Raw genomic sequence first — 16,966 nt, forward strand, 5'->3', positions numbered from 1 at the left:
GTTTAGCATCGTTATGATACATTCTGAACACAATATTTAGACTTTATAAAAATGAAATATAAAAATGATTGTTAAGGAGAGTAAAAATAAATGAGTAATTTGGAAAAATTATTTGAAGAAATTCTTGATAATTGTGACAAAGGTTATTGTAAAGGCTGTAATTTTAAAGATACTTGTGATAGGTTAGCTGGAAGTAATAAAACTATGTTTACCGTTTCATTTGAAGCATTTCAAGAATTTATATTAAGAGAGGAAGAGTAAAAATGATTAATATTGATAATGAAACAATTGAAGAGTTAGTAAGAAGTGAAATTGCAAAACAAATTCAACAGAGAATAGACCAACTTTTTGATTCAAGAGAACTTTTTGTAAAAATAACAAACAATATTGATTCAAGAATGAATGATTGGTGGGATATCAACAAAATAGGAGATTATGTAAAAGAAGCTATGCAAAAAGAACAGTATGCAAAAAACATATCTGATATTGTTGGAAGTAAAATTATTGAAGGACTTAGAGATGCTTTGGGTAGAGATTGTGACAATTGTTACAGATAGTAAAAATGACTTTAGAGGAGAATAAAAGTGTTTGAGAAATTGAAAGAAAAATTAAGAGTCAAAATGATAATATTTTTGGGAATAGATAAAGTAGAAAAGGCATTGGATAGACATATTTATTTAACAGAAGTGAATGTAGAGATTTTAAAATCACAAGATGTTAAACAGCAAAATCAAATAAATTCATTACATAGAACATTAGAAGAAGTTGTTAAAGTTGGAATAGATGTTAATGGAAGAGGGGAATTAAATCATAATAGTTGGGCAGTTGTATGTTTTAATCATGGAAATACTCCAATCGTAAAATTTATAAATTTAAGTGGATATAATCCACGAGAGATGATAGATTTTCTTAGAAGATTTGATAGTGGAAGATATACTATAGATACCCCAATGAATATGATATTTAAAGACGAATTGTTTTATCATTGGGAAAGAAGGGAGTAGTAAAAATGAAAAAGATTATGAAGAAATTATCAATTATTTTAGGAGTGGGATTAGTAATTAGTGCAATAGTATGGTTTATATTTTTAAAATTTACAAGCATAGATATGACAGAAACAAGGTTTATGATAACTTATTGGAAAGAGTTTATATTACAACTTGTGATGATGTTTTTTGGAGCATTTTTTATCAGTATAGGAAATTGGTAAAATATAATCAAATAAAATAGTTATTTTATTTGTTGGTAAAAATTAAAAAGGAAGGATTGTAAAAATGAATAAAGAAAAGAGAGATGAAATTATGGAAAAGGTTAAAATATTTGATAGTCTAAATACCATGATAACTGAACTTGATGAAGTTATCAGTATGCCACGAATAGTTTCTGAAAAATATTATGGTACTGAGAGATGTAGACTTGAATTAAAAATGACATATGGAAATGGTTCAAACTTTAGATTGGTTGCTATACAAGAAGGTACTCCATTATTTGAAGTAGTAACATCTCAATTAGAAAAAGCCAGGAATATGGCTGAAAGAGATATTGAAGATTTATAGGAGGTAGGCTATGACAAGAGGATTAACATCCAAAATAGGTTGGGAATTAGATGATATAGAAAAAGAAATGAAAAACTTAGAAGATACAGAAGTAAAAGAAGAAGTTTTAAAATTAGTTGATAATATTAGAGACTATGTAAGTGATATAGAATCACAAGTTTCAGATATAGAAAAAATATTAGGTGATTTAGTGTAGGGGTGATTGATATGATTAATGGAAAAGATATTTTAGAAGCTTTATTACAATTTGATAATCCAAATGAAGTAAAGATAGAAGTTAGATATACTGGTAGTGATATAGAACTAGAGCATAATGATAGGTTTAAAATTGAATCATTAGAATTTGATAAAAATACATTGGTTTTAGAGACTTGGGGGTAGTAGCATGGAAATAAGACTTATAAAATTAAATGAAAATACATTAGACATTAGTATAGAAAAAATAATTGACAATAGCAATGAATATAAAGATAAAGAAATATTATATGATACTGACAGTATATCTATTGTTTGTAGAGATGCAAATATTCCAATAATGGTACAATATAGGAAAATATTATTAAAAACAGTATTAAATGAGACTACAAAAGAACTTACAGATGCTTATAAAGAAGTATGTGATTTAAATAGAAAATATATAGGAGTAGTAAATAAATTAATTTAAAGGAGAGATTTATATCATGAAGTGTGTATGTGGATATGAGAAAATACCAAGTTATCAATTGGAAGATAGGTTGGAAAAAGAACCCAATTTTATAAATGGAAATAAAGAATTTATTTGTTTAGACATTACTGCAACTTATGAAGGTGAAGGAAATTATTATAAAATTACGAAAAAAGCTGATATATATGCTTGTCCTAAGTGCGGAACATTAAAATTAGATTTATAGGGGGTGGAGAAATATTTTTAAGTAACATATTTTTTTGAATAATATTAATAAGGGGTGACTTTTATGGCAGAATATAATTATGTAACATATAGTAGAAGTGGTCAAGCAAGATATGGCTTTATAGATGACAAAAATGGAATTGATATCTATATCAATGATAAAAGATGGGGTTCTCCACAAGGAGCAAGGTTTATAAAAGCATTACTAGATGATATTAAATCATTAGAGAGAAGATTACAAATAGAAAAAGAAGATAGAAATAGGGATGACCTATGGCAGTTTGATGTATAGAAGGTGATATATTGAATTATTTTTGGATAAGAATATTTGATTATAATTATGAGAGAGATTCTTATGACAAAGGAATAATGTTGGATGAGTTTTATTTAAAAGGTGAAAATTTAAGTAGAGAGTTATCAAAAGAAGAGATTTCAAGCAAATACAAATATATAAAATTTGCTAAACCAAGAAAAAAAGATGGTTTATATGCAATAGTAATGGATAGTAATGAATATTGGTATAATTATAAATATCAAACAATAGATACTATTTGTTTTCAATGTCACAAACCAATCAAAGGATTTTCAAGAGAATTTCAATATACAGTTGTAGAAGACGAAAAATATTATTTCTGTAGTCACGATTGTAAGCACAAATACAATGACAATCTTAGATATGAAGGAGAATTTCAAGAAAGAGAACAAATTGATAATAGAATAGTTGGATATATCTATCATATGTATAATAGGATTGAAGACAAGCATTATATTGGACAAACTAAATATCTTCCATTTTTCAGATGGCAAGACCATATCAAAGATGGTGAGAAGGGAGATATTACTGATATAACATTTGATGTGATAACAGAAGTAAAAAGAAAACTTAATGAAGATGGGCAAGAATTGCTGAATAATATTGAAGCTTGGTGGATTCATAAATACATTGAAGAAGGTTATGATGTTTATAATGTAACTATACCAAAACTATCTATGAAAGACTATCAAGATAGATTTAATAAAATGATATTTAAAAATAATCAAATAAAATAATTAAATGAGGTGTAATTTTAAGTGATAGACAATGTTAAAGTGGATAATACTGTTATAGAAATTATATACTTAGAACGTGAAATAGATAAAAGAACAATAGAATTGGATAAAATTAAAAACTTTAAATTCCTAGCAAATAGAGGGTTGGATATATACAGAAATGGAAATGTTATAAATGTGAGAATGATAGGTAGAAAAGAAGTCATGGATGCACTAGTAAGAATAAATGCTTTAAAAAACTCAGCTAAAGAATTAGGGTTTTTAGATGCCTATAAACTTAGTGGTTGTAGTCTTGATGCTTGGATTCATGATTTAAAAGGCAGATTGGCTATAATTGATTATGATAATAATAAAAAAGAGTTAGATAGAATGATAGCTTATGTCGAGAAATTAAAGGCTAGTAGAATGTTATCTTTAGGGGTGGAGGAATAGATATGTATTTAAAATTAGAAGGTGATATGAAATGTTCTTGTTGTAAACAAAATCAATTTAATATAATTCGCAAAAATACTGACTTCACATTAAGAGTTGGTAATGAAGAAGAAGTTGACTGGAAATGTAATCAATGTGGTATGTATAACTTTGTGAAAATAGAAGTTTTGGAGGATTGATATAATGAAATTTTATTATAGTAACAATTGCGGTGATTATGGATTCTTTCGAGAAAAAGATTTGGTAAAAGCTATATATACTGCTTGGAATATAGAAGCAGATTTATATTTATGTGATGGAAATAAGAAAACATCAATTTTTCAACCTTTTCAAAGCAATGAATATAATAGCACATTGTTAGAAAAGTTTGGTTATAAAATCATTGATGGGAAGAATTATAGAGAAGTAGTTGAGATTAAAACTGGGAAAGTTATCGGATATAAATGGGAAGATGTGGTTGATTTAAATTGGTTAAATATAAAATAACATATGAAACAGAAGTTTTATTATAAATATTGAAAAGGGGTTTGAAAATATATATGAAAAAATGTAAAAAAATAATAACGCTTTTAACTATTACAATGTTTCTATTTGCAGAGGTGTCAGCAGTCACAGTATCAGCAAAGAGTATGTCTAGTGGAGCAAGAAGTAGTGGTGCTAGAAGTAGTTCTGGTTCAAGAAGTAGCGGAGCAAAAAGCACACCTAAGAGCAGTACGTCAAAAAGTTCAAGTAAGAGTTCTTCTACAACTAAGAGCAATTCAAAATCGTCTACAAAAAGTAGTACAACCACTCCAAAAACTGATTCAAAATCTAGTAGTAATTCGAGTGGATTTAAGAGTGGTTCATTCAAGTCTACAGATAATTCTAAATCAACAAAAACAGATTCAAAAGCCAAAACCGACAGCTCTAAATCTTCAACAAAATCAAGCAGTAACAAATCAACAACAAATAATACAACTAAGAAGACTGTAAACAATAAACAAAGCAGAACATATATAAACAATCATAATACAACTTATGTTAATAGTTATGGTACAAGTTATAGAACAAGTTTTTGGGATAACTACTGGCTATATAGAATGGCAACACACCATAATGACCATGTAGTTGTTTCAGCAGACGGAGTAGCAAGTACCGTAAGTTATGGTTATTCAAATATTTGGGTTGATATAGTTACTGGAATTGTAATTATAGTGTTAATAACTGGTGTTGTAATTGTTATAAAAAGAAGAAATAGATTTTAAGAAATAGTAAGGGAGATTAAACATGAAGGGTTATATAGTTTGGTTTAAATCGTACGTTACCAGTAAAGGATATATTCATTGTATAGCTGAAAATGAGGACAAGGCTAAAGAGTATATGTCAAAAACCGTTTTTAGGAGAAGTTTTAAATGTTGATGAAGTAAATCTGAACGATATATCAATAAGTGATTTATCAGCGGGTGATTTAGTTAGATTATTAAAGAATTAATAAAATGAAATGTTTAAATAATGATTGATAAAAGGAGAGAGATATATGAAAAAAAAGAAAGTAACAATGAAAGACAGAATTTTAAATTATATGATTGAAAATGGAGATATTACTAGTTGGGATGCAATAAAAGAATTTGGTGCAACTAGATTAAGTGCAATAATATTCAATCTTAAAAAAGAAGGTTATAACATTAAAGATGAATGGTTGCAAAGCACTAACAGATATGGCGATTCTGTTGAGTATAAAAGATATTTTTTAGAACAATAATGATTAATTGAATAAAAAGGAATGGTTTTAATATGAATTTAACTTGGAGAGATATTTTTGATACAGATAAATTAAGAGATTTAAGACATTTTGATGATTGCAAAGCATTTGTTAGAAAAACTGGATACATATATATGGCTTTTAATGGATTTATATTCGCTGTCTTTGACGAAGGTATGAAACCATTAGATAATATAGGGTGTTTGAAATAGGAGGTCTTAGAGTGGATTTTGATGTAGTTAAGAAGCTATGTGAAGAACATAAGGAATTATTATTAAAAGAAGAAATGCTAGAAGAATCAGATAAAAAAAGAACTTGGTTAAAAGTTGTTAATCATATAGGTGATGAATTTTGTCTTTCAGATACAGAGTTGGATATATTATTAGATTTGATAAAAAGGAGAATTTCAGAAATAGAAGATTCTATAAATGAAGCTTTGGGAATTATTGAAGATGATGAAGAGTAAAAAAATAAACGAATAAAACAGAAAGAAGGAGATGGTTATGGTGATTTGTATAGGTGGCTTTATTGGTGGTGGAAAAACTTCCGTTGCTCAAATATTAGGTAAAGCGTTAGATTCAGAAGTTTTTTATGAAAGTGTTGAGGATAATAAAATATTGCCATTATTTTATTCATCAACAGAGGAAGAAATTCAAAAAAATAGATATCCATTTTTATTACAACTTCATTTTTTAGACACAAGGTTTAAAAGTATAAAGAGGGCTTTATACAATGATAATAATATATTAGATAGGTCAATCTATGAAGACTGTTATTTTGCTAAGAAAAATATGGAACTTGGTAGAATCAGTGAGTTGGAGTTTGAACTCTATGAAGGATTACTTGATAATATGATGGAAGAACTTTCCGAACTTCCAAAAAAATCACCAGATTTAATGATATATCTTAAAGGTTCTTTTGATACATTTTTAAATCGTATTAAGAAAAGAGGAAGAGAATACGAATTAGATAAGGAACTTATTGAGTATTATCATTTCTTATGGAAAGATTATGATAATTGGGTACATAGTTACTATACAGCATCCGATATTTTGATTTTTGATATAGATAAATTTGATTTTGTAAACAATGAAAAACATAAAGAAATTTTAATCAGAAAGGTTAAAGAAAAACTTGCAAAAAGGGATAAAAGGTAAATAAAAAGTTTATTTTATTTAGTGTTTGAATTTAAGAATAACACAAATAACCCATCTAAATTGTACCCTTTAGATGGGTATAGAAATCTGTTTCTAGAAAAAAGAAATCCATAAAATGTGGTGCATCACATTTATATTCGTTTATGTTTAACGAGTTTATTGCAATAAATTCAAACATATTCTAATTATAACCAAGATACTTAAAAAATATTCATACAAGCATACAAATTAATAAATTTAGAATTTGATGCAATTATTTTAAACCTTATACATATAATATTATATAATAACGTGTGGAGGTCTTAGAATAATGATGGCAAAAATTGGAGATATTATAACATATGACAATGGAAAAGAGATATTTAAAAATAAAACAGTGACTAATGGAACAGTGGGATTTTTAATATTAAAAGGATACTTAGATTATAAGATAGGAAAGAGTTCTACATTTGTTAAAGAGTTTGAATTTGGGGAAACAGATTTTCAAACAGATGAGGAATATATAAAATGTACAAATAGAATTAAAGATTTGATAAAAGAAGCAAAATTAAAAAATATATGGTAACTAAAATAAATAAATAATTTAAGACCTTAAATATATGTTAAATATAAATATATATTTAAGGTCTATTTTTCATAGAGAGATAGTTTTGAAATTAATTAAATAATAGACAGTGTTAGACTTAATATAAAGTTCTTTTATTATTCTTCTATAAATATCTATAATATAACAATTTCTAAAGAGATTGTTGTTGTTTTAACACTTTTTGAACACATTGATATGACTATATTTGACAAGGATTTACTCTACATAACTTACGTTAATCGTTGTTTTTACTTACGAATTTACTTGTAAATACTTATGTTAAGCAGTTTGTATTTACTTACTATATAATTTGTAATTACTTACGAATATAATTTTAAAGCAAAAAACTTTAAAAAACTTACTAGGATATTATAAAAATTTATCGTAAGTAATATTTACTTTGCTGAACATAATGTATATAATTTTAATGTGAGGTGAGAGAAATTGCAAGAGGTAATTGTTGATAAGGACATTGTAGTAAGTAAAACACAAAATAAATGTATAACTGAAAAAAGTTTTGTGGCAGATATAAATAGTTTAAAACTACCATTATTTATTTATGGTAATTTTAAACCAGAACTAGATGGGGATGGCAAAGTTAAACAAATTGAAGAAAGAAGATATAGTTGGATAGATGGTAAAAAACAAAGTAGAGAGTTGTATATGTATTGCAAAGGTAAGCTTCCCAGACAATTTGAAAGCGATACTTGGCATGGATTGTTAGGATTATTTGTAAAGAAAAATGCACCATTTCCTTACAATTCTGAGTTACAACAATACGAAATTAACGTAAGTAAATTAGAATTCAGTTGGTATGAGTTATGTATGTTTATGAAAATCCCATCAACGGGTTATTACATAGATAAATTGAAAGAAGCAATTCGTATCTTAAAACAAACTCAATACTTTAGTTATGAGAATGGTGCTTGGTATGATAAAGAAAATAGTAGATACATTAAAAGTGGAGAGAATGGCATGAGTCTTATAGCTAATTACACTTTTAAAACATCTAAAAAAGAAGCCCCAAATGATGAGTATTCTGTTGAGATAGATAAGAACGTAGTTTACTTTAATGAATTAATTATAAATAACTTACGATACGAATATTTAAAATATTTAGACTCAGAGATGTTTTTTAATCTTATTCCTAGTGGAGTAGAACGTGGGATATACTCATATCTTGAAGCTAATAGATATGATAGAAATAATAAAAGTTTAAAATATATTAAAAGAAATTATAGTACTCTTAGAGTTTCTGTACCAATTGATTTTAGTTTTCCATCTGAGTTAAAAAGAAAGGTTAAGAAACCATTAAACCATCTCAAAGAAATTGGATATTTGTCAGATTGGGGCTTTGGTGATGAAGTTAAGATAAATGGCACTAAGGAATCATGTATCTATTTTTGTTTTGGTGCAACTATAAAAGAAGTAAAGGAAATTATAGAAAGAAAATTCATAAAAGGTGAGCAATCTCAATTTGATTTTACTTACGATAATAACAATGATGATGGCAAAAATAACGTAAGTAAAGTAGAATATTTAAAACTACCATCTAAATCATTGCTTGAAGAATTGGTAGATAGAAAATTAGATAGAACTTTCGCTAATAGTGTTACAAAGAAAAAAGATAAATGGGAAATAATTAAGTATATTTTATGGGTAGATAAACAGTCATTACTGAATAGAGCCATAGATACTGGGGCATTACTTGGTTTTGCACTTAGAAGAGAAGAAGGACTTCCGTTAGGAAAGGAATATGATGATATAAATAACTTTATTGAAAAGGAAAAAGAAAAAGAAAATAACGAAAGTAAAAACAAATTTGATGATTTAAAAAAATTATATGATGAATATATAATAAATGAAATGGAGTTATTTAAAACTACACCAGAATACGAAAGTATTAAACAATTAATATTAAACATACCAGAAAGCCGAATAAATAATTTAATTAAGATAGGTATTGAAAATGATGTTGACGTAAGTAAATACAAAGAATTTAAAGAGAACGGTGAAAAATCTGAATACTTTAATGAAATACTAATCAAAGAAGTTAAAATAATGAAGAACTTAATGAGTTATGAGGATTTTATCGTAAGTAAATACAACTAGGGATTAATTAAAAGAGTAGTAATAAGTTATTTACTACTCTTTTAATATTAGAAAAAATAGAATCTAAAACTATTGACAAAATAAACAAATAAATATATAATTAAAATATAAATTAACAACTTAGAAATATTAAGTAAATCATTGAAAAATAGTTGGATTAAGATGTTATAATAAATAAAGAAGGAGATAAGTATTATGTTTGAATCAATGGCAAAAATATTAAATGATAAAGAAACGGATAGATTTAAATTAGAAAAATTTGAAATTGAAAAATATTCTTTTTATATTGGAATACCTAAGGGAGAATACGTAAGATTAATAGATAAAACGAAGACGTTTGATGGATGTGTGATGTCAGACACCCCTATGGAGCATAGAACCAATAATGAAATAATAAAAAGGGCAAATGGAGATATTTTAATAGGTGGTTTAGGTATAGGTATGATATTAATCCCATTAATGAATAAGCCAGAAATTAAAAGTATTACTATAATAGAAAAATATCAAGATATAATTGATATTATCGGAACTCAATTACCATTGAATGATAAAGTGAAAATTATCCAAGGAGATATATTTGAAAATAATTTTCCAAGAGGAACTAAATTCGATACAATATATTTTGATATATGGAATGTTATAAATTCAGATATATATGAAGAGATGAAAGAATTAAAAAAGAAATATAAAAGATGCTTAAAAGATAAGAGAGATAACCCTAATTCATGGATTGGATGTTGGGCTGAATATGAAGCTAGGAATGATAGAAGATTAGTTTAAATATATGAAATATGTATTTTAATGAGGTGACAATATGAAATATGGATATATAATATTTGAAAGTAAAAGTTTTGATGATGGAGATTGTGTTGTAGCTATATCTACTAGAAGAGATAAAATTTTAAAAGAATTTAATAGATATAAAGATGAATTACTAAAAGATGATGATATTAAAAGTTCGGCTATAGAGCGTGAGTATTTAAATATAGAATATATTAATGGTGATTTTATAGATATTAAAATTCAAAAATTTGAATTATTATAAAGAGGTGGATATCATGAGAAATGAATTAGAGTTAATATATAAGGGATTTGAGGTGAATAAATACAATTCTCAGTATACAACGTTTAAATTTATTGATATGGATAATAAAGAATATATTTGGAATGTTACAGGTTCTCCAAAAGCACTGTTGGATTTTGATACTTTAGAAAATGAAAAGGTATTTGTTTCTGCTGAGACTGATGGTAAAGAGTTAAAAAGAGTTAAAATAATATAAAATGATGTTTTTATAAAGTTTAAGGAGGATTTAATATGCAAGTATATGGATTTACGTGGAAAGTATCACAAAGGGATAAAATGGATAGAATAGCAGAATTCGAAGCTGTAAATGAAGAAAATGCAATTAAAAACTATATAGAGTGGATTAAAAAAAATGAACTGGTTGAAGGTGAAGCTTTAGGTGAGTTGATTCAAGATTCCTAAAAATAATTATTAATTTAGAAAGAAGGTTGTTGGAATGGGAAATAAAGAAATATTATGCACTTATAAATATGATAACAATTATACTTTTGCTTGGCTAGATGAAAATGAAGCTGAGGATTGGATAGAAGAAAATAAAGACAAATATGAGGACATAGAAGTTATTAGAATTAAAGTAACTGATATACTTTATCAAAGTTAAATAATATTTTTATAAAATATTGGAGGAAGTAAAATGTTTTATATAGCAATAAAAAAATACGATGATGATTCAATAGTAGAAAAAATACCTTGTGCAAGTTCTGAAAGTGGAGCAGAAAGAGTTGAGAGAGGTGTTAATATTAATTTAAATCATGATGAATATTATACAGAAATAATTGAGGAGGACTTAATATGAAGACAGAAGGTTTATCAATAGTAGAGCAAGTTGAAATAGTTATGAATGATATGAAACAACTTTTAGAAGATTTAGAAGGCACTGATTTAGAAAATATTGATTTTGACCAGTTGAAAAAGTTATCTAATTACAGCAAGGGGTATGCTAATGATATAAGAAAATTTATATTAAGTAGAGCATTGGATAATATGTAATAGATAAATAAAGTGTTATAAAGTTAGGAGAATTAAATTATGAAAGAGTATTATGGAGCTGTAAGCATAACAGCTAGATTAAGTTTTAGAGTTGAAGCAAATAGTGAAGAAGAAGCAAGAGAAAAGATATTTTCAGCTTGTTGTCCAATAAATTTAGAAGATGAAGATGGAAATAAAATAGAGATTACCGACCAAGAGTGGGGAATGATTGAAGGAACTCGCAGAGGAAATGTAAGAGAAAGCTATGTAGATGATTTTGAAATTTACGAAGAAGAATAAATAAATGATACATTTTATATAAAAAAATAGAAGTGAAATAATGAGGAGGATTTAATAATGAATAAATGGGAAGGTTTAAAAAACCAATTAGAAAAAATAGGTAGGGGAGAAAAGGTTTATGCTGGTCATATATTAATGATTATGGATGAACTAGAAAACAATCCAAATTGGGAACTAGAAAAAGATGAATGGAGTAACGAAGAGGATAATTAAAACAATGATATATTTTATAAATTATAGGTGAGGTATTACTGTGTATTTAGCAGATATATTAACGAATGATGATTCTTTATTGCAAAACTGTAAGATTTTCAGTGGGGAAGTAAAGAGAGGTAATTTGATAAATGATAAAGATGTTCTTTATAATAAATTAGTTTCAAACGATGGATGTGAATTGTTTTTTGAATGTGGTGGCATTTTAGGAAAGATAAATATTGATTCGGTAAGAGATTTCAAGATATTTCAAAATGAAGATAATTTAAATAAATATTGGATTAAGGGATGGTTTGAGTTGCTGTCTTGGGAAAAATGCTACCAATTAAATAGTTAAAACAATGATTTAAAAGATGAATTAGATAATTAAGAGGTGAATTTATGAACAAAAAAATAATATGTGATGTTTGTGGAAAGGTTATAAAGAAAAATGAACAAGTTGCGATGTTTGCGGATGATATATCACCTAAATACACTCATGTATTGAGTAATAGCAATGAGTATGATTGTGATTATGTATATATGACTGAGCAATTAAATCCTTCATTTTATGCTAGTCCGAATGATGTTGAAGATGAAGATTAATGTGAAAGAGGTCTGTTATGAAAAGAACTTGTAAAGGTTGTAGAGCAATGCAAGAAGTAGGTGTGGTTGCATATGAATGTCAGTTTGGATATAAAACAGATTCTTTTGGGAAACCATTGGAAAATTGTCCTAAGCCAAAAACGTATGAGGAATACGTTAAATTATTAGAAAATAAGAACTTTATAAAACATCATTGCAATAACGAGAAGGTTAAAATTCTTACAAAAGATTTAATAAGATTAAATGAATTATTGTGGAACGCTTGTTGTTTGGCAGAAGAAATATTTGGAGGAAGTAATAGCTTTTATAATGAATATGTTAAAAACATTGATGAAAGCAAAAAAGAAGTTGTCATGAGGGCAATAGCATATAATTTTAAGAATATAGATAAAAATGACGAAAGGTTTGTAAGGGATTCTGTTGGAAACTTATATTTAGATGAGTTTAATGAAGTAGGATATGTATTAAATGAAATACTAGAAAAAGAATAAACTCTTCATAATAGGGGAGAAATCCCCTAAATAATATATGAAAGAGTTGTTTTATTGGAAATATGAGGGAGGGTGTTATGGTAGATAAGTTAGATAAAAGATTTAAATATGCTTCAGAAAATACAAATTTATCAAAGAAACCAAATTATGATGAAGTTGAAAAATTGATAATGGAAATAAATAAAGGTGTGATTTTAAGTGATGTATAAAGATTATAAAATAGACATTCCTAAAGATGTAAATTTCATATTGCAAACATTAAATTGTAATAATTATGAATCGTATATCGTTGGTGGGTGTGTTCGAGATAGTTTGTTAAATAAAACTCCTAATGATTGGGATATAACAACAAATGCTTTGCCAAATCAAGTTTCTGAAATATTTCGCTCTTTGAATTTTAATGTGATAGAAACTGGATTAAAACATGGTACAGTTACTATTATGATGAATAAAATAGGATATGAAATAACTACTTTCAGAATTGATGGAGAGTATGAAGACAATAGACATCCTAATAGTGTAGTCTTTACTAGATGTTTAAAAGATGATTTATCTAGAAGAGATTTCACTATTAATGCTATGGCGTATAATGAAGATATTGGATTGGTAGATTATTATGAGGGAATTAAAGATTTAAAAGAAGGAAGAATAAGTTGTGTAGGAAAAGCAATAGATAGATTTTCAGAAGATTCGCTAAGAATATTAAGAGCGTTTAGATTTAGTTCTCAATTAGATTTTTGTTTAGATGAGGATATTTTAAATAGTGCTATATTACTAAAAGAACAAATTAGAAATATATCCAAAGAAAGAATATCATCTGAAATAAATAAAATATTATTATCTAATTTTAGTGGAAAGATATCTGAATTATTTGAATTAGATTTGTTAAAGGATATTATTCCAGAGATGAGTGAGTGTATTGGTTTAAATCAAAATAATATATATCATAATTTAGATGTATTTAATCATATTATCAAATCTGTAGAAAGTATTGATTCTAAAATTTATTTAAAATTAGCTATGTTGTTTCATGATATTTGTAAGCCACAATTTAAGACAATAGATGATAATGGAGTAGGTCATTTTTATGGTCATGCCGAAGCATCTGCTGAAAAATCAAAAGAGATATTAAAGAGATTGAAGTATGATAATAATACTATTAATAAGGTTTATACACTAATTCTTTATCATGATAGACAAATAGGAAATAAAAAGTCAATAAGAAAACTATTAAACTTAATTGGCGAAGATTTATTTTTAGATTTAATATTGGTGAAAAGAGCAGATATAAAAGCACAAAATCCAATGTATCATGATAAAAGAAGTAAAGAATTAGATAAAATAGTAAATCTATTTTCAGAAGTCATTACAAATAAAGAATGTGTTTCAATCAGTAATTTAGCGGTAAACGGTAAGGATTTAATTGATATTGGATTCAAACAAGGAAAAATGATAGGAGACATTTTAAATAGCTTAATGAAATTGGTTATAGAAAATCCCAATATAAACAGTAAAGAACACTTAATAGATTATGTAATAAAGAATTATAAAGGGTAACAATTTAAAAGTACCCTTTATGTATTTATATTATTCAATAAAATAATTAAATAATAAGAGGTTAAAAATGAATAGAGTGAAGATATTTTATATAACAGATGATAATAATGACATAAAAGATATTTTAATAGGCAATGATATGGAACAACAAGCTAAAACAGTTGTTGATTATTTAAACAAAAAGAACGATGAAAAGTGGATAGATTATAAAATAATTTGTCATAGAACCGATGGAATTATTCATAAGGGAGAATTAAATGCGATTACTACAATTACAGTGAACAATAGACCTATAAGAACTATTGTAAATGATTTTTTCAACATTACAAGCGTTATTAAGGAATATATGGAACACGAAAATGAGTACAGACATTATGATTATAGAACAAGATATATTCAATTATAGAAGGAGATTTGATATGAAAATTACAAAGAGGGAAAAAGAAGAATTGATTGAACTTATAGATGATAAGATTTGGGATAGAGAATGTGATTATAGTTTGTGCGAAGGATTAGAATCTAAATCATATACAGATAAAATATTAGAAGAAATAGATTTTTTAAAAAATTTATCAAACAAAATTAATGAGTTGTAATTATATGAGGTGTTAGTATGGAGAAAAGAAAGGTTTTGAAGATTTGAAGAGAAGGATTGTAGAGGGAAGTGTTAAATTCCCAGAAAATAATGTATTACAAAAAGAATTTAAAGGATTTAAAAAAGGTGAATTGGTTATACATAAATTTGGAAGAAAGGTTGGGTTTTAATATAAAAAAATATGGTGTAAGAGTTTCGAAAATGGAGTTGAGAAATAATGTTTGAGATTAAATGTCCTTGGTGCAACAATACTCACGATGCTTTAGATTATATTGAACCTAATGATATGGAGGGTACTTTTATAATGGATTGCGAAGGTTGTGAAAAACCATTTTCAGTAGATTTTGAAGTATTTATGTTATTTAAAACGGAGAAAAATGAAGATTAGGAGGAATTATAATGAAAAAGAAATTTTTAGTTTTAACAAGTTTAATATTAACAATATTTATTTTTAGTGGGTGTGCATTACTTGATAATGCTATAGGAGAGATGAAATCATCTTTAAAGGGTAGAACTGCTATTGTACAAACATATGATGAAGAGAGTAATATAATTGATAGAATAGAGGGTAAGTCAATAGATATTAGTGCCGAAGACAAATTCGCTCAAAAGGATTTAGAAGGTAAAAAGGTTAAAAATTCTTCTGTATTAAATATATCAGTAGGTGGACAATCAATGACACACGTTGGAAGTAGTCTAATCCTTTATGAAAAAGGATTGGTAGATGAATTTGATAACTTTACAAAGACTGTTGATATAGAGAATTTTGATAGGTCTACACCAATCATAAATAAAATGGTTAGTAATTTTAAAAATATTACAACTGGAAAAGACAAAGTAGTTCTTGTAAGGTCTCAAAGTGGAAAACCATTAGCAACTTTTGTAGGACAAGATGTTAGTTATTTTGCTACAGACATAGATAAATCTACTGGGATATTAATAGATGGACAATATCTATTTCTTTACAGATGCGATTATACAATATATGATATGAATTTATTGTTGTAAGAGATAGAGTTTTATATTCTATCTCTTTTTCTCATTTAAAATCATTGACAAAATAATCAAACAATGATATGATTATATCAAGATAGAGATAAGGAGGAATTGTAATATGTTTTGGGAATGGATGAATGATTTTCCACTAGAAGTAAAAGAGGTCGTGAAGCCTAGTAGTAATATGATAATTAGAGATATTGATACAAAAAGACTTTATGATGTTATATATCATGAATTTACAAATAAATATCAATTATGGTATGAGGATAAAATATATATAACATATCATCCAAGTGAGTTCAGAGAATATTTATATGGAACTCAGCAACAATATATTGTAGAAAGAGATATAGTGGAGGAAGATTGATTATGAAAAAATGGAGACAACCATTAGAAATAGGATTATTAATTTTTATAAGTTTAATATGTATGTTTATAGCTATTAAAGAAGTTTCTTATTTATTTGGATTTTTTGCCATAGTTTTTGCTTGGCAAGTAGGTTGGGGTATGAATTTAGACAATGAAATCAAAGAACTTGAACCAATTATTAATTTTGAAGTCAATGAAGAAAGTCTTAAATCTTTGGAAAAAGAGTTAAAAGAAACATTATAGCATTTATTTTGGTAAAAAAGCAGATAAAAGATAAATTT

At 26.4% G+C, this 16,966-nt stretch carries 43 protein-coding genes; all 43 read left to right on the forward strand.

What is annotated here, in order from left to right:
- Positions 1–90: 90 nt before the first annotated feature.
- On the forward strand, positions 91–261 hold the full coding sequence (locus ACZJV1_RS19200) for a hypothetical protein (protein ID WP_463652370.1): 171 nt from the start codon (positions 91–93) through the stop codon (positions 259–261).
- Positions 262–263: 2 nt separating this feature from the next.
- Positions 264–557 (forward strand): hypothetical protein, encoded by a 294-nt coding sequence (locus ACZJV1_RS19205; protein ID WP_463652371.1) that lies wholly within the window; start codon positions 264–266, stop codon positions 555–557.
- Positions 558–584: 27 nt separating this feature from the next.
- Entirely contained in the window at positions 585–1,004 is a 420-nt protein-coding gene (locus ACZJV1_RS19210; protein ID WP_463652372.1) for a hypothetical protein, read from the forward strand.
- 5 nt (positions 1,005–1,009) lie between these two features.
- Positions 1,010–1,210, forward strand: coding sequence for a hypothetical protein (locus ACZJV1_RS19215; protein WP_463652373.1), 201 nt, complete (start codon positions 1,010–1,012; stop codon positions 1,208–1,210).
- Positions 1,211–1,274: 64 nt separating this feature from the next.
- A complete protein-coding gene (locus tag ACZJV1_RS19220; protein WP_463652374.1) occupies positions 1,275–1,556 on the forward strand; it encodes a hypothetical protein in 282 nt (93 codons plus the stop codon).
- Between the two features lie 10 nt (positions 1,557–1,566).
- Positions 1,567–1,752 carry a hypothetical protein gene (locus ACZJV1_RS19225; RefSeq protein WP_463652375.1) on the forward strand — a complete coding sequence of 62 codons (186 nt, stop codon included), beginning with the start codon at positions 1,567–1,569 and terminating at the stop codon, positions 1,750–1,752.
- A gap of 11 nt (positions 1,753–1,763) precedes the next feature.
- The gene (locus ACZJV1_RS19230; protein ID WP_463652376.1) at positions 1,764–1,937 is read left to right on the forward strand and encodes a hypothetical protein; all 174 of its coding nucleotides are present in this window, start codon (positions 1,764–1,766) and stop codon (positions 1,935–1,937) included.
- Positions 1,938–1,941: 4 nt separating this feature from the next.
- On the forward strand, positions 1,942–2,220 hold the full coding sequence (locus ACZJV1_RS19235) for a hypothetical protein (protein WP_463652377.1): 279 nt from the start codon (positions 1,942–1,944) through the stop codon (positions 2,218–2,220).
- A 16-nt stretch (positions 2,221–2,236) separates the two neighbouring features.
- Positions 2,237–2,446 carry a hypothetical protein gene (locus ACZJV1_RS19240; protein ID WP_463652378.1) on the forward strand — a complete coding sequence of 70 codons (210 nt, stop codon included), beginning with the start codon at positions 2,237–2,239 and terminating at the stop codon, positions 2,444–2,446.
- Between the two features lie 63 nt (positions 2,447–2,509).
- Entirely contained in the window at positions 2,510–2,737 is a 228-nt protein-coding gene (locus ACZJV1_RS19245) for a hypothetical protein (protein WP_463652379.1), read from the forward strand.
- 11 nt (positions 2,738–2,748) lie between these two features.
- A complete protein-coding gene (locus tag ACZJV1_RS19250) occupies positions 2,749–3,495 on the forward strand; it encodes a GIY-YIG nuclease family protein (RefSeq protein ID WP_463652380.1) in 747 nt (248 codons plus the stop codon).
- 21 nt (positions 3,496–3,516) lie between these two features.
- Complete coding sequence (locus ACZJV1_RS19255; RefSeq protein ID WP_463652381.1) at positions 3,517–3,927, forward strand: hypothetical protein; 411 nt, start codon at positions 3,517–3,519, stop codon at positions 3,925–3,927.
- Positions 3,928–3,929: 2 nt separating this feature from the next.
- A complete protein-coding gene (locus tag ACZJV1_RS19260) occupies positions 3,930–4,106 on the forward strand; it encodes a hypothetical protein (RefSeq protein ID WP_463652382.1) in 177 nt (58 codons plus the stop codon).
- A gap of 4 nt (positions 4,107–4,110) precedes the next feature.
- Entirely contained in the window at positions 4,111–4,413 is a 303-nt protein-coding gene (locus tag ACZJV1_RS19265) for a hypothetical protein (protein WP_463652383.1), read from the forward strand.
- A gap of 53 nt (positions 4,414–4,466) precedes the next feature.
- Positions 4,467–5,171 carry a hypothetical protein gene (locus ACZJV1_RS19270; RefSeq protein WP_463652384.1) on the forward strand — a complete coding sequence of 235 codons (705 nt, stop codon included), beginning with the start codon at positions 4,467–4,469 and terminating at the stop codon, positions 5,169–5,171.
- 92 nt (positions 5,172–5,263) lie between these two features.
- Positions 5,264–5,398: a hypothetical protein gene (locus tag ACZJV1_RS19275; RefSeq protein ID WP_463652385.1), complete on the forward strand. Its 135-nt coding sequence runs from the start codon at positions 5,264–5,266 to the stop codon at positions 5,396–5,398.
- 45 nt (positions 5,399–5,443) lie between these two features.
- Positions 5,444–5,668 carry a helix-turn-helix domain-containing protein gene (locus ACZJV1_RS19280; RefSeq protein WP_463652386.1) on the forward strand — a complete coding sequence of 75 codons (225 nt, stop codon included), beginning with the start codon at positions 5,444–5,446 and terminating at the stop codon, positions 5,666–5,668.
- 32 nt (positions 5,669–5,700) lie between these two features.
- Positions 5,701–5,880, forward strand: a complete 180-nt coding sequence (locus tag ACZJV1_RS19285; RefSeq protein WP_463652387.1) for a hypothetical protein — start codon at positions 5,701–5,703, stop codon at positions 5,878–5,880.
- A gap of 11 nt (positions 5,881–5,891) precedes the next feature.
- Entirely contained in the window at positions 5,892–6,134 is a 243-nt protein-coding gene (locus ACZJV1_RS19290) for a hypothetical protein (RefSeq protein WP_463652388.1), read from the forward strand.
- A 37-nt stretch (positions 6,135–6,171) separates the two neighbouring features.
- On the forward strand, positions 6,172–6,825 hold the full coding sequence (locus ACZJV1_RS19295; protein WP_463652389.1) for a deoxynucleoside kinase: 654 nt from the start codon (positions 6,172–6,174) through the stop codon (positions 6,823–6,825).
- A 310-nt stretch (positions 6,826–7,135) separates the two neighbouring features.
- The gene (locus ACZJV1_RS19300) at positions 7,136–7,390 is read left to right on the forward strand and encodes a hypothetical protein (protein WP_463652390.1); all 255 of its coding nucleotides are present in this window, start codon (positions 7,136–7,138) and stop codon (positions 7,388–7,390) included.
- Positions 7,391–7,855: 465 nt separating this feature from the next.
- Positions 7,856–9,523 (forward strand): hypothetical protein, encoded by a 1,668-nt coding sequence (locus ACZJV1_RS19305; protein WP_463652391.1) that lies wholly within the window; start codon positions 7,856–7,858, stop codon positions 9,521–9,523.
- Positions 9,524–9,718: 195 nt separating this feature from the next.
- On the forward strand, positions 9,719–10,303 hold the full coding sequence (locus tag ACZJV1_RS19310; RefSeq protein WP_463652392.1) for a class I SAM-dependent methyltransferase: 585 nt from the start codon (positions 9,719–9,721) through the stop codon (positions 10,301–10,303).
- 34 nt (positions 10,304–10,337) lie between these two features.
- Positions 10,338–10,568, forward strand: coding sequence for a hypothetical protein (locus ACZJV1_RS19315; RefSeq protein WP_463652393.1), 231 nt, complete (start codon positions 10,338–10,340; stop codon positions 10,566–10,568).
- A gap of 13 nt (positions 10,569–10,581) precedes the next feature.
- Positions 10,582–10,803: a hypothetical protein gene (locus ACZJV1_RS19320; RefSeq protein ID WP_463652394.1), complete on the forward strand. Its 222-nt coding sequence runs from the start codon at positions 10,582–10,584 to the stop codon at positions 10,801–10,803.
- Positions 10,804–10,838: 35 nt separating this feature from the next.
- A complete protein-coding gene (locus ACZJV1_RS19325; RefSeq protein ID WP_463652395.1) occupies positions 10,839–11,009 on the forward strand; it encodes a hypothetical protein in 171 nt (56 codons plus the stop codon).
- A gap of 34 nt (positions 11,010–11,043) precedes the next feature.
- The gene (locus ACZJV1_RS19330) at positions 11,044–11,208 is read left to right on the forward strand and encodes a hypothetical protein (RefSeq protein ID WP_463652396.1); all 165 of its coding nucleotides are present in this window, start codon (positions 11,044–11,046) and stop codon (positions 11,206–11,208) included.
- Positions 11,209–11,241: 33 nt separating this feature from the next.
- The gene (locus ACZJV1_RS19335; protein WP_463652397.1) at positions 11,242–11,403 is read left to right on the forward strand and encodes a hypothetical protein; all 162 of its coding nucleotides are present in this window, start codon (positions 11,242–11,244) and stop codon (positions 11,401–11,403) included.
- Positions 11,400–11,597: a hypothetical protein gene (locus ACZJV1_RS19340; RefSeq protein WP_463652398.1), complete on the forward strand. Its 198-nt coding sequence runs from the start codon at positions 11,400–11,402 to the stop codon at positions 11,595–11,597. The genes ACZJV1_RS19335 and ACZJV1_RS19340 overlap by 4 nt, the downstream gene beginning before the upstream one ends.
- A gap of 39 nt (positions 11,598–11,636) precedes the next feature.
- Entirely contained in the window at positions 11,637–11,876 is a 240-nt protein-coding gene (locus tag ACZJV1_RS19345; RefSeq protein WP_463652399.1) for a hypothetical protein, read from the forward strand.
- A 57-nt stretch (positions 11,877–11,933) separates the two neighbouring features.
- Complete coding sequence (locus ACZJV1_RS19350; RefSeq protein WP_463652400.1) at positions 11,934–12,089, forward strand: hypothetical protein; 156 nt, start codon at positions 11,934–11,936, stop codon at positions 12,087–12,089.
- A gap of 40 nt (positions 12,090–12,129) precedes the next feature.
- On the forward strand, positions 12,130–12,426 hold the full coding sequence (locus ACZJV1_RS19355) for a hypothetical protein (protein ID WP_463652401.1): 297 nt from the start codon (positions 12,130–12,132) through the stop codon (positions 12,424–12,426).
- A gap of 44 nt (positions 12,427–12,470) precedes the next feature.
- Positions 12,471–12,674, forward strand: a complete 204-nt coding sequence (locus tag ACZJV1_RS19360; protein ID WP_463652402.1) for a hypothetical protein — start codon at positions 12,471–12,473, stop codon at positions 12,672–12,674.
- 17 nt (positions 12,675–12,691) lie between these two features.
- Positions 12,692–13,165 (forward strand): hypothetical protein, encoded by a 474-nt coding sequence (locus tag ACZJV1_RS19365; RefSeq protein WP_463652403.1) that lies wholly within the window; start codon positions 12,692–12,694, stop codon positions 13,163–13,165.
- 77 nt (positions 13,166–13,242) lie between these two features.
- Positions 13,243–13,374, forward strand: coding sequence for a hypothetical protein (locus tag ACZJV1_RS19370; RefSeq protein WP_463652404.1), 132 nt, complete (start codon positions 13,243–13,245; stop codon positions 13,372–13,374).
- Complete coding sequence (locus ACZJV1_RS19375; protein WP_463652405.1) at positions 13,364–14,722, forward strand: CCA tRNA nucleotidyltransferase; 1,359 nt, start codon at positions 13,364–13,366, stop codon at positions 14,720–14,722. The genes ACZJV1_RS19370 and ACZJV1_RS19375 overlap by 11 nt, the downstream gene beginning before the upstream one ends.
- A gap of 67 nt (positions 14,723–14,789) precedes the next feature.
- A complete protein-coding gene (locus ACZJV1_RS19380; RefSeq protein ID WP_463652406.1) occupies positions 14,790–15,128 on the forward strand; it encodes a hypothetical protein in 339 nt (112 codons plus the stop codon).
- A gap of 13 nt (positions 15,129–15,141) precedes the next feature.
- Positions 15,142–15,318, forward strand: coding sequence for a hypothetical protein (locus ACZJV1_RS19385; RefSeq protein WP_463652407.1), 177 nt, complete (start codon positions 15,142–15,144; stop codon positions 15,316–15,318).
- Positions 15,319–15,361: 43 nt separating this feature from the next.
- The gene (locus tag ACZJV1_RS19390) at positions 15,362–15,487 is read left to right on the forward strand and encodes a hypothetical protein (RefSeq protein WP_463652408.1); all 126 of its coding nucleotides are present in this window, start codon (positions 15,362–15,364) and stop codon (positions 15,485–15,487) included.
- Between the two features lie 47 nt (positions 15,488–15,534).
- Entirely contained in the window at positions 15,535–15,705 is a 171-nt protein-coding gene (locus ACZJV1_RS19395) for a hypothetical protein (RefSeq protein WP_463652409.1), read from the forward strand.
- An 11-nt stretch (positions 15,706–15,716) separates the two neighbouring features.
- Complete coding sequence (locus ACZJV1_RS19400) at positions 15,717–16,325, forward strand: DUF5052 family protein (protein WP_463652410.1); 609 nt, start codon at positions 15,717–15,719, stop codon at positions 16,323–16,325.
- A 106-nt stretch (positions 16,326–16,431) separates the two neighbouring features.
- Entirely contained in the window at positions 16,432–16,683 is a 252-nt protein-coding gene (locus ACZJV1_RS19405; protein ID WP_463652411.1) for a hypothetical protein, read from the forward strand.
- Between the two features lie 2 nt (positions 16,684–16,685).
- The gene (locus ACZJV1_RS19410) at positions 16,686–16,928 is read left to right on the forward strand and encodes a hypothetical protein (RefSeq protein ID WP_463652412.1); all 243 of its coding nucleotides are present in this window, start codon (positions 16,686–16,688) and stop codon (positions 16,926–16,928) included.
- Positions 16,929–16,966: the final 38 nt, after the last annotated feature.

It is taken from the genome of Clostridium sp. LS3 (genome assembly GCF_055330225.1).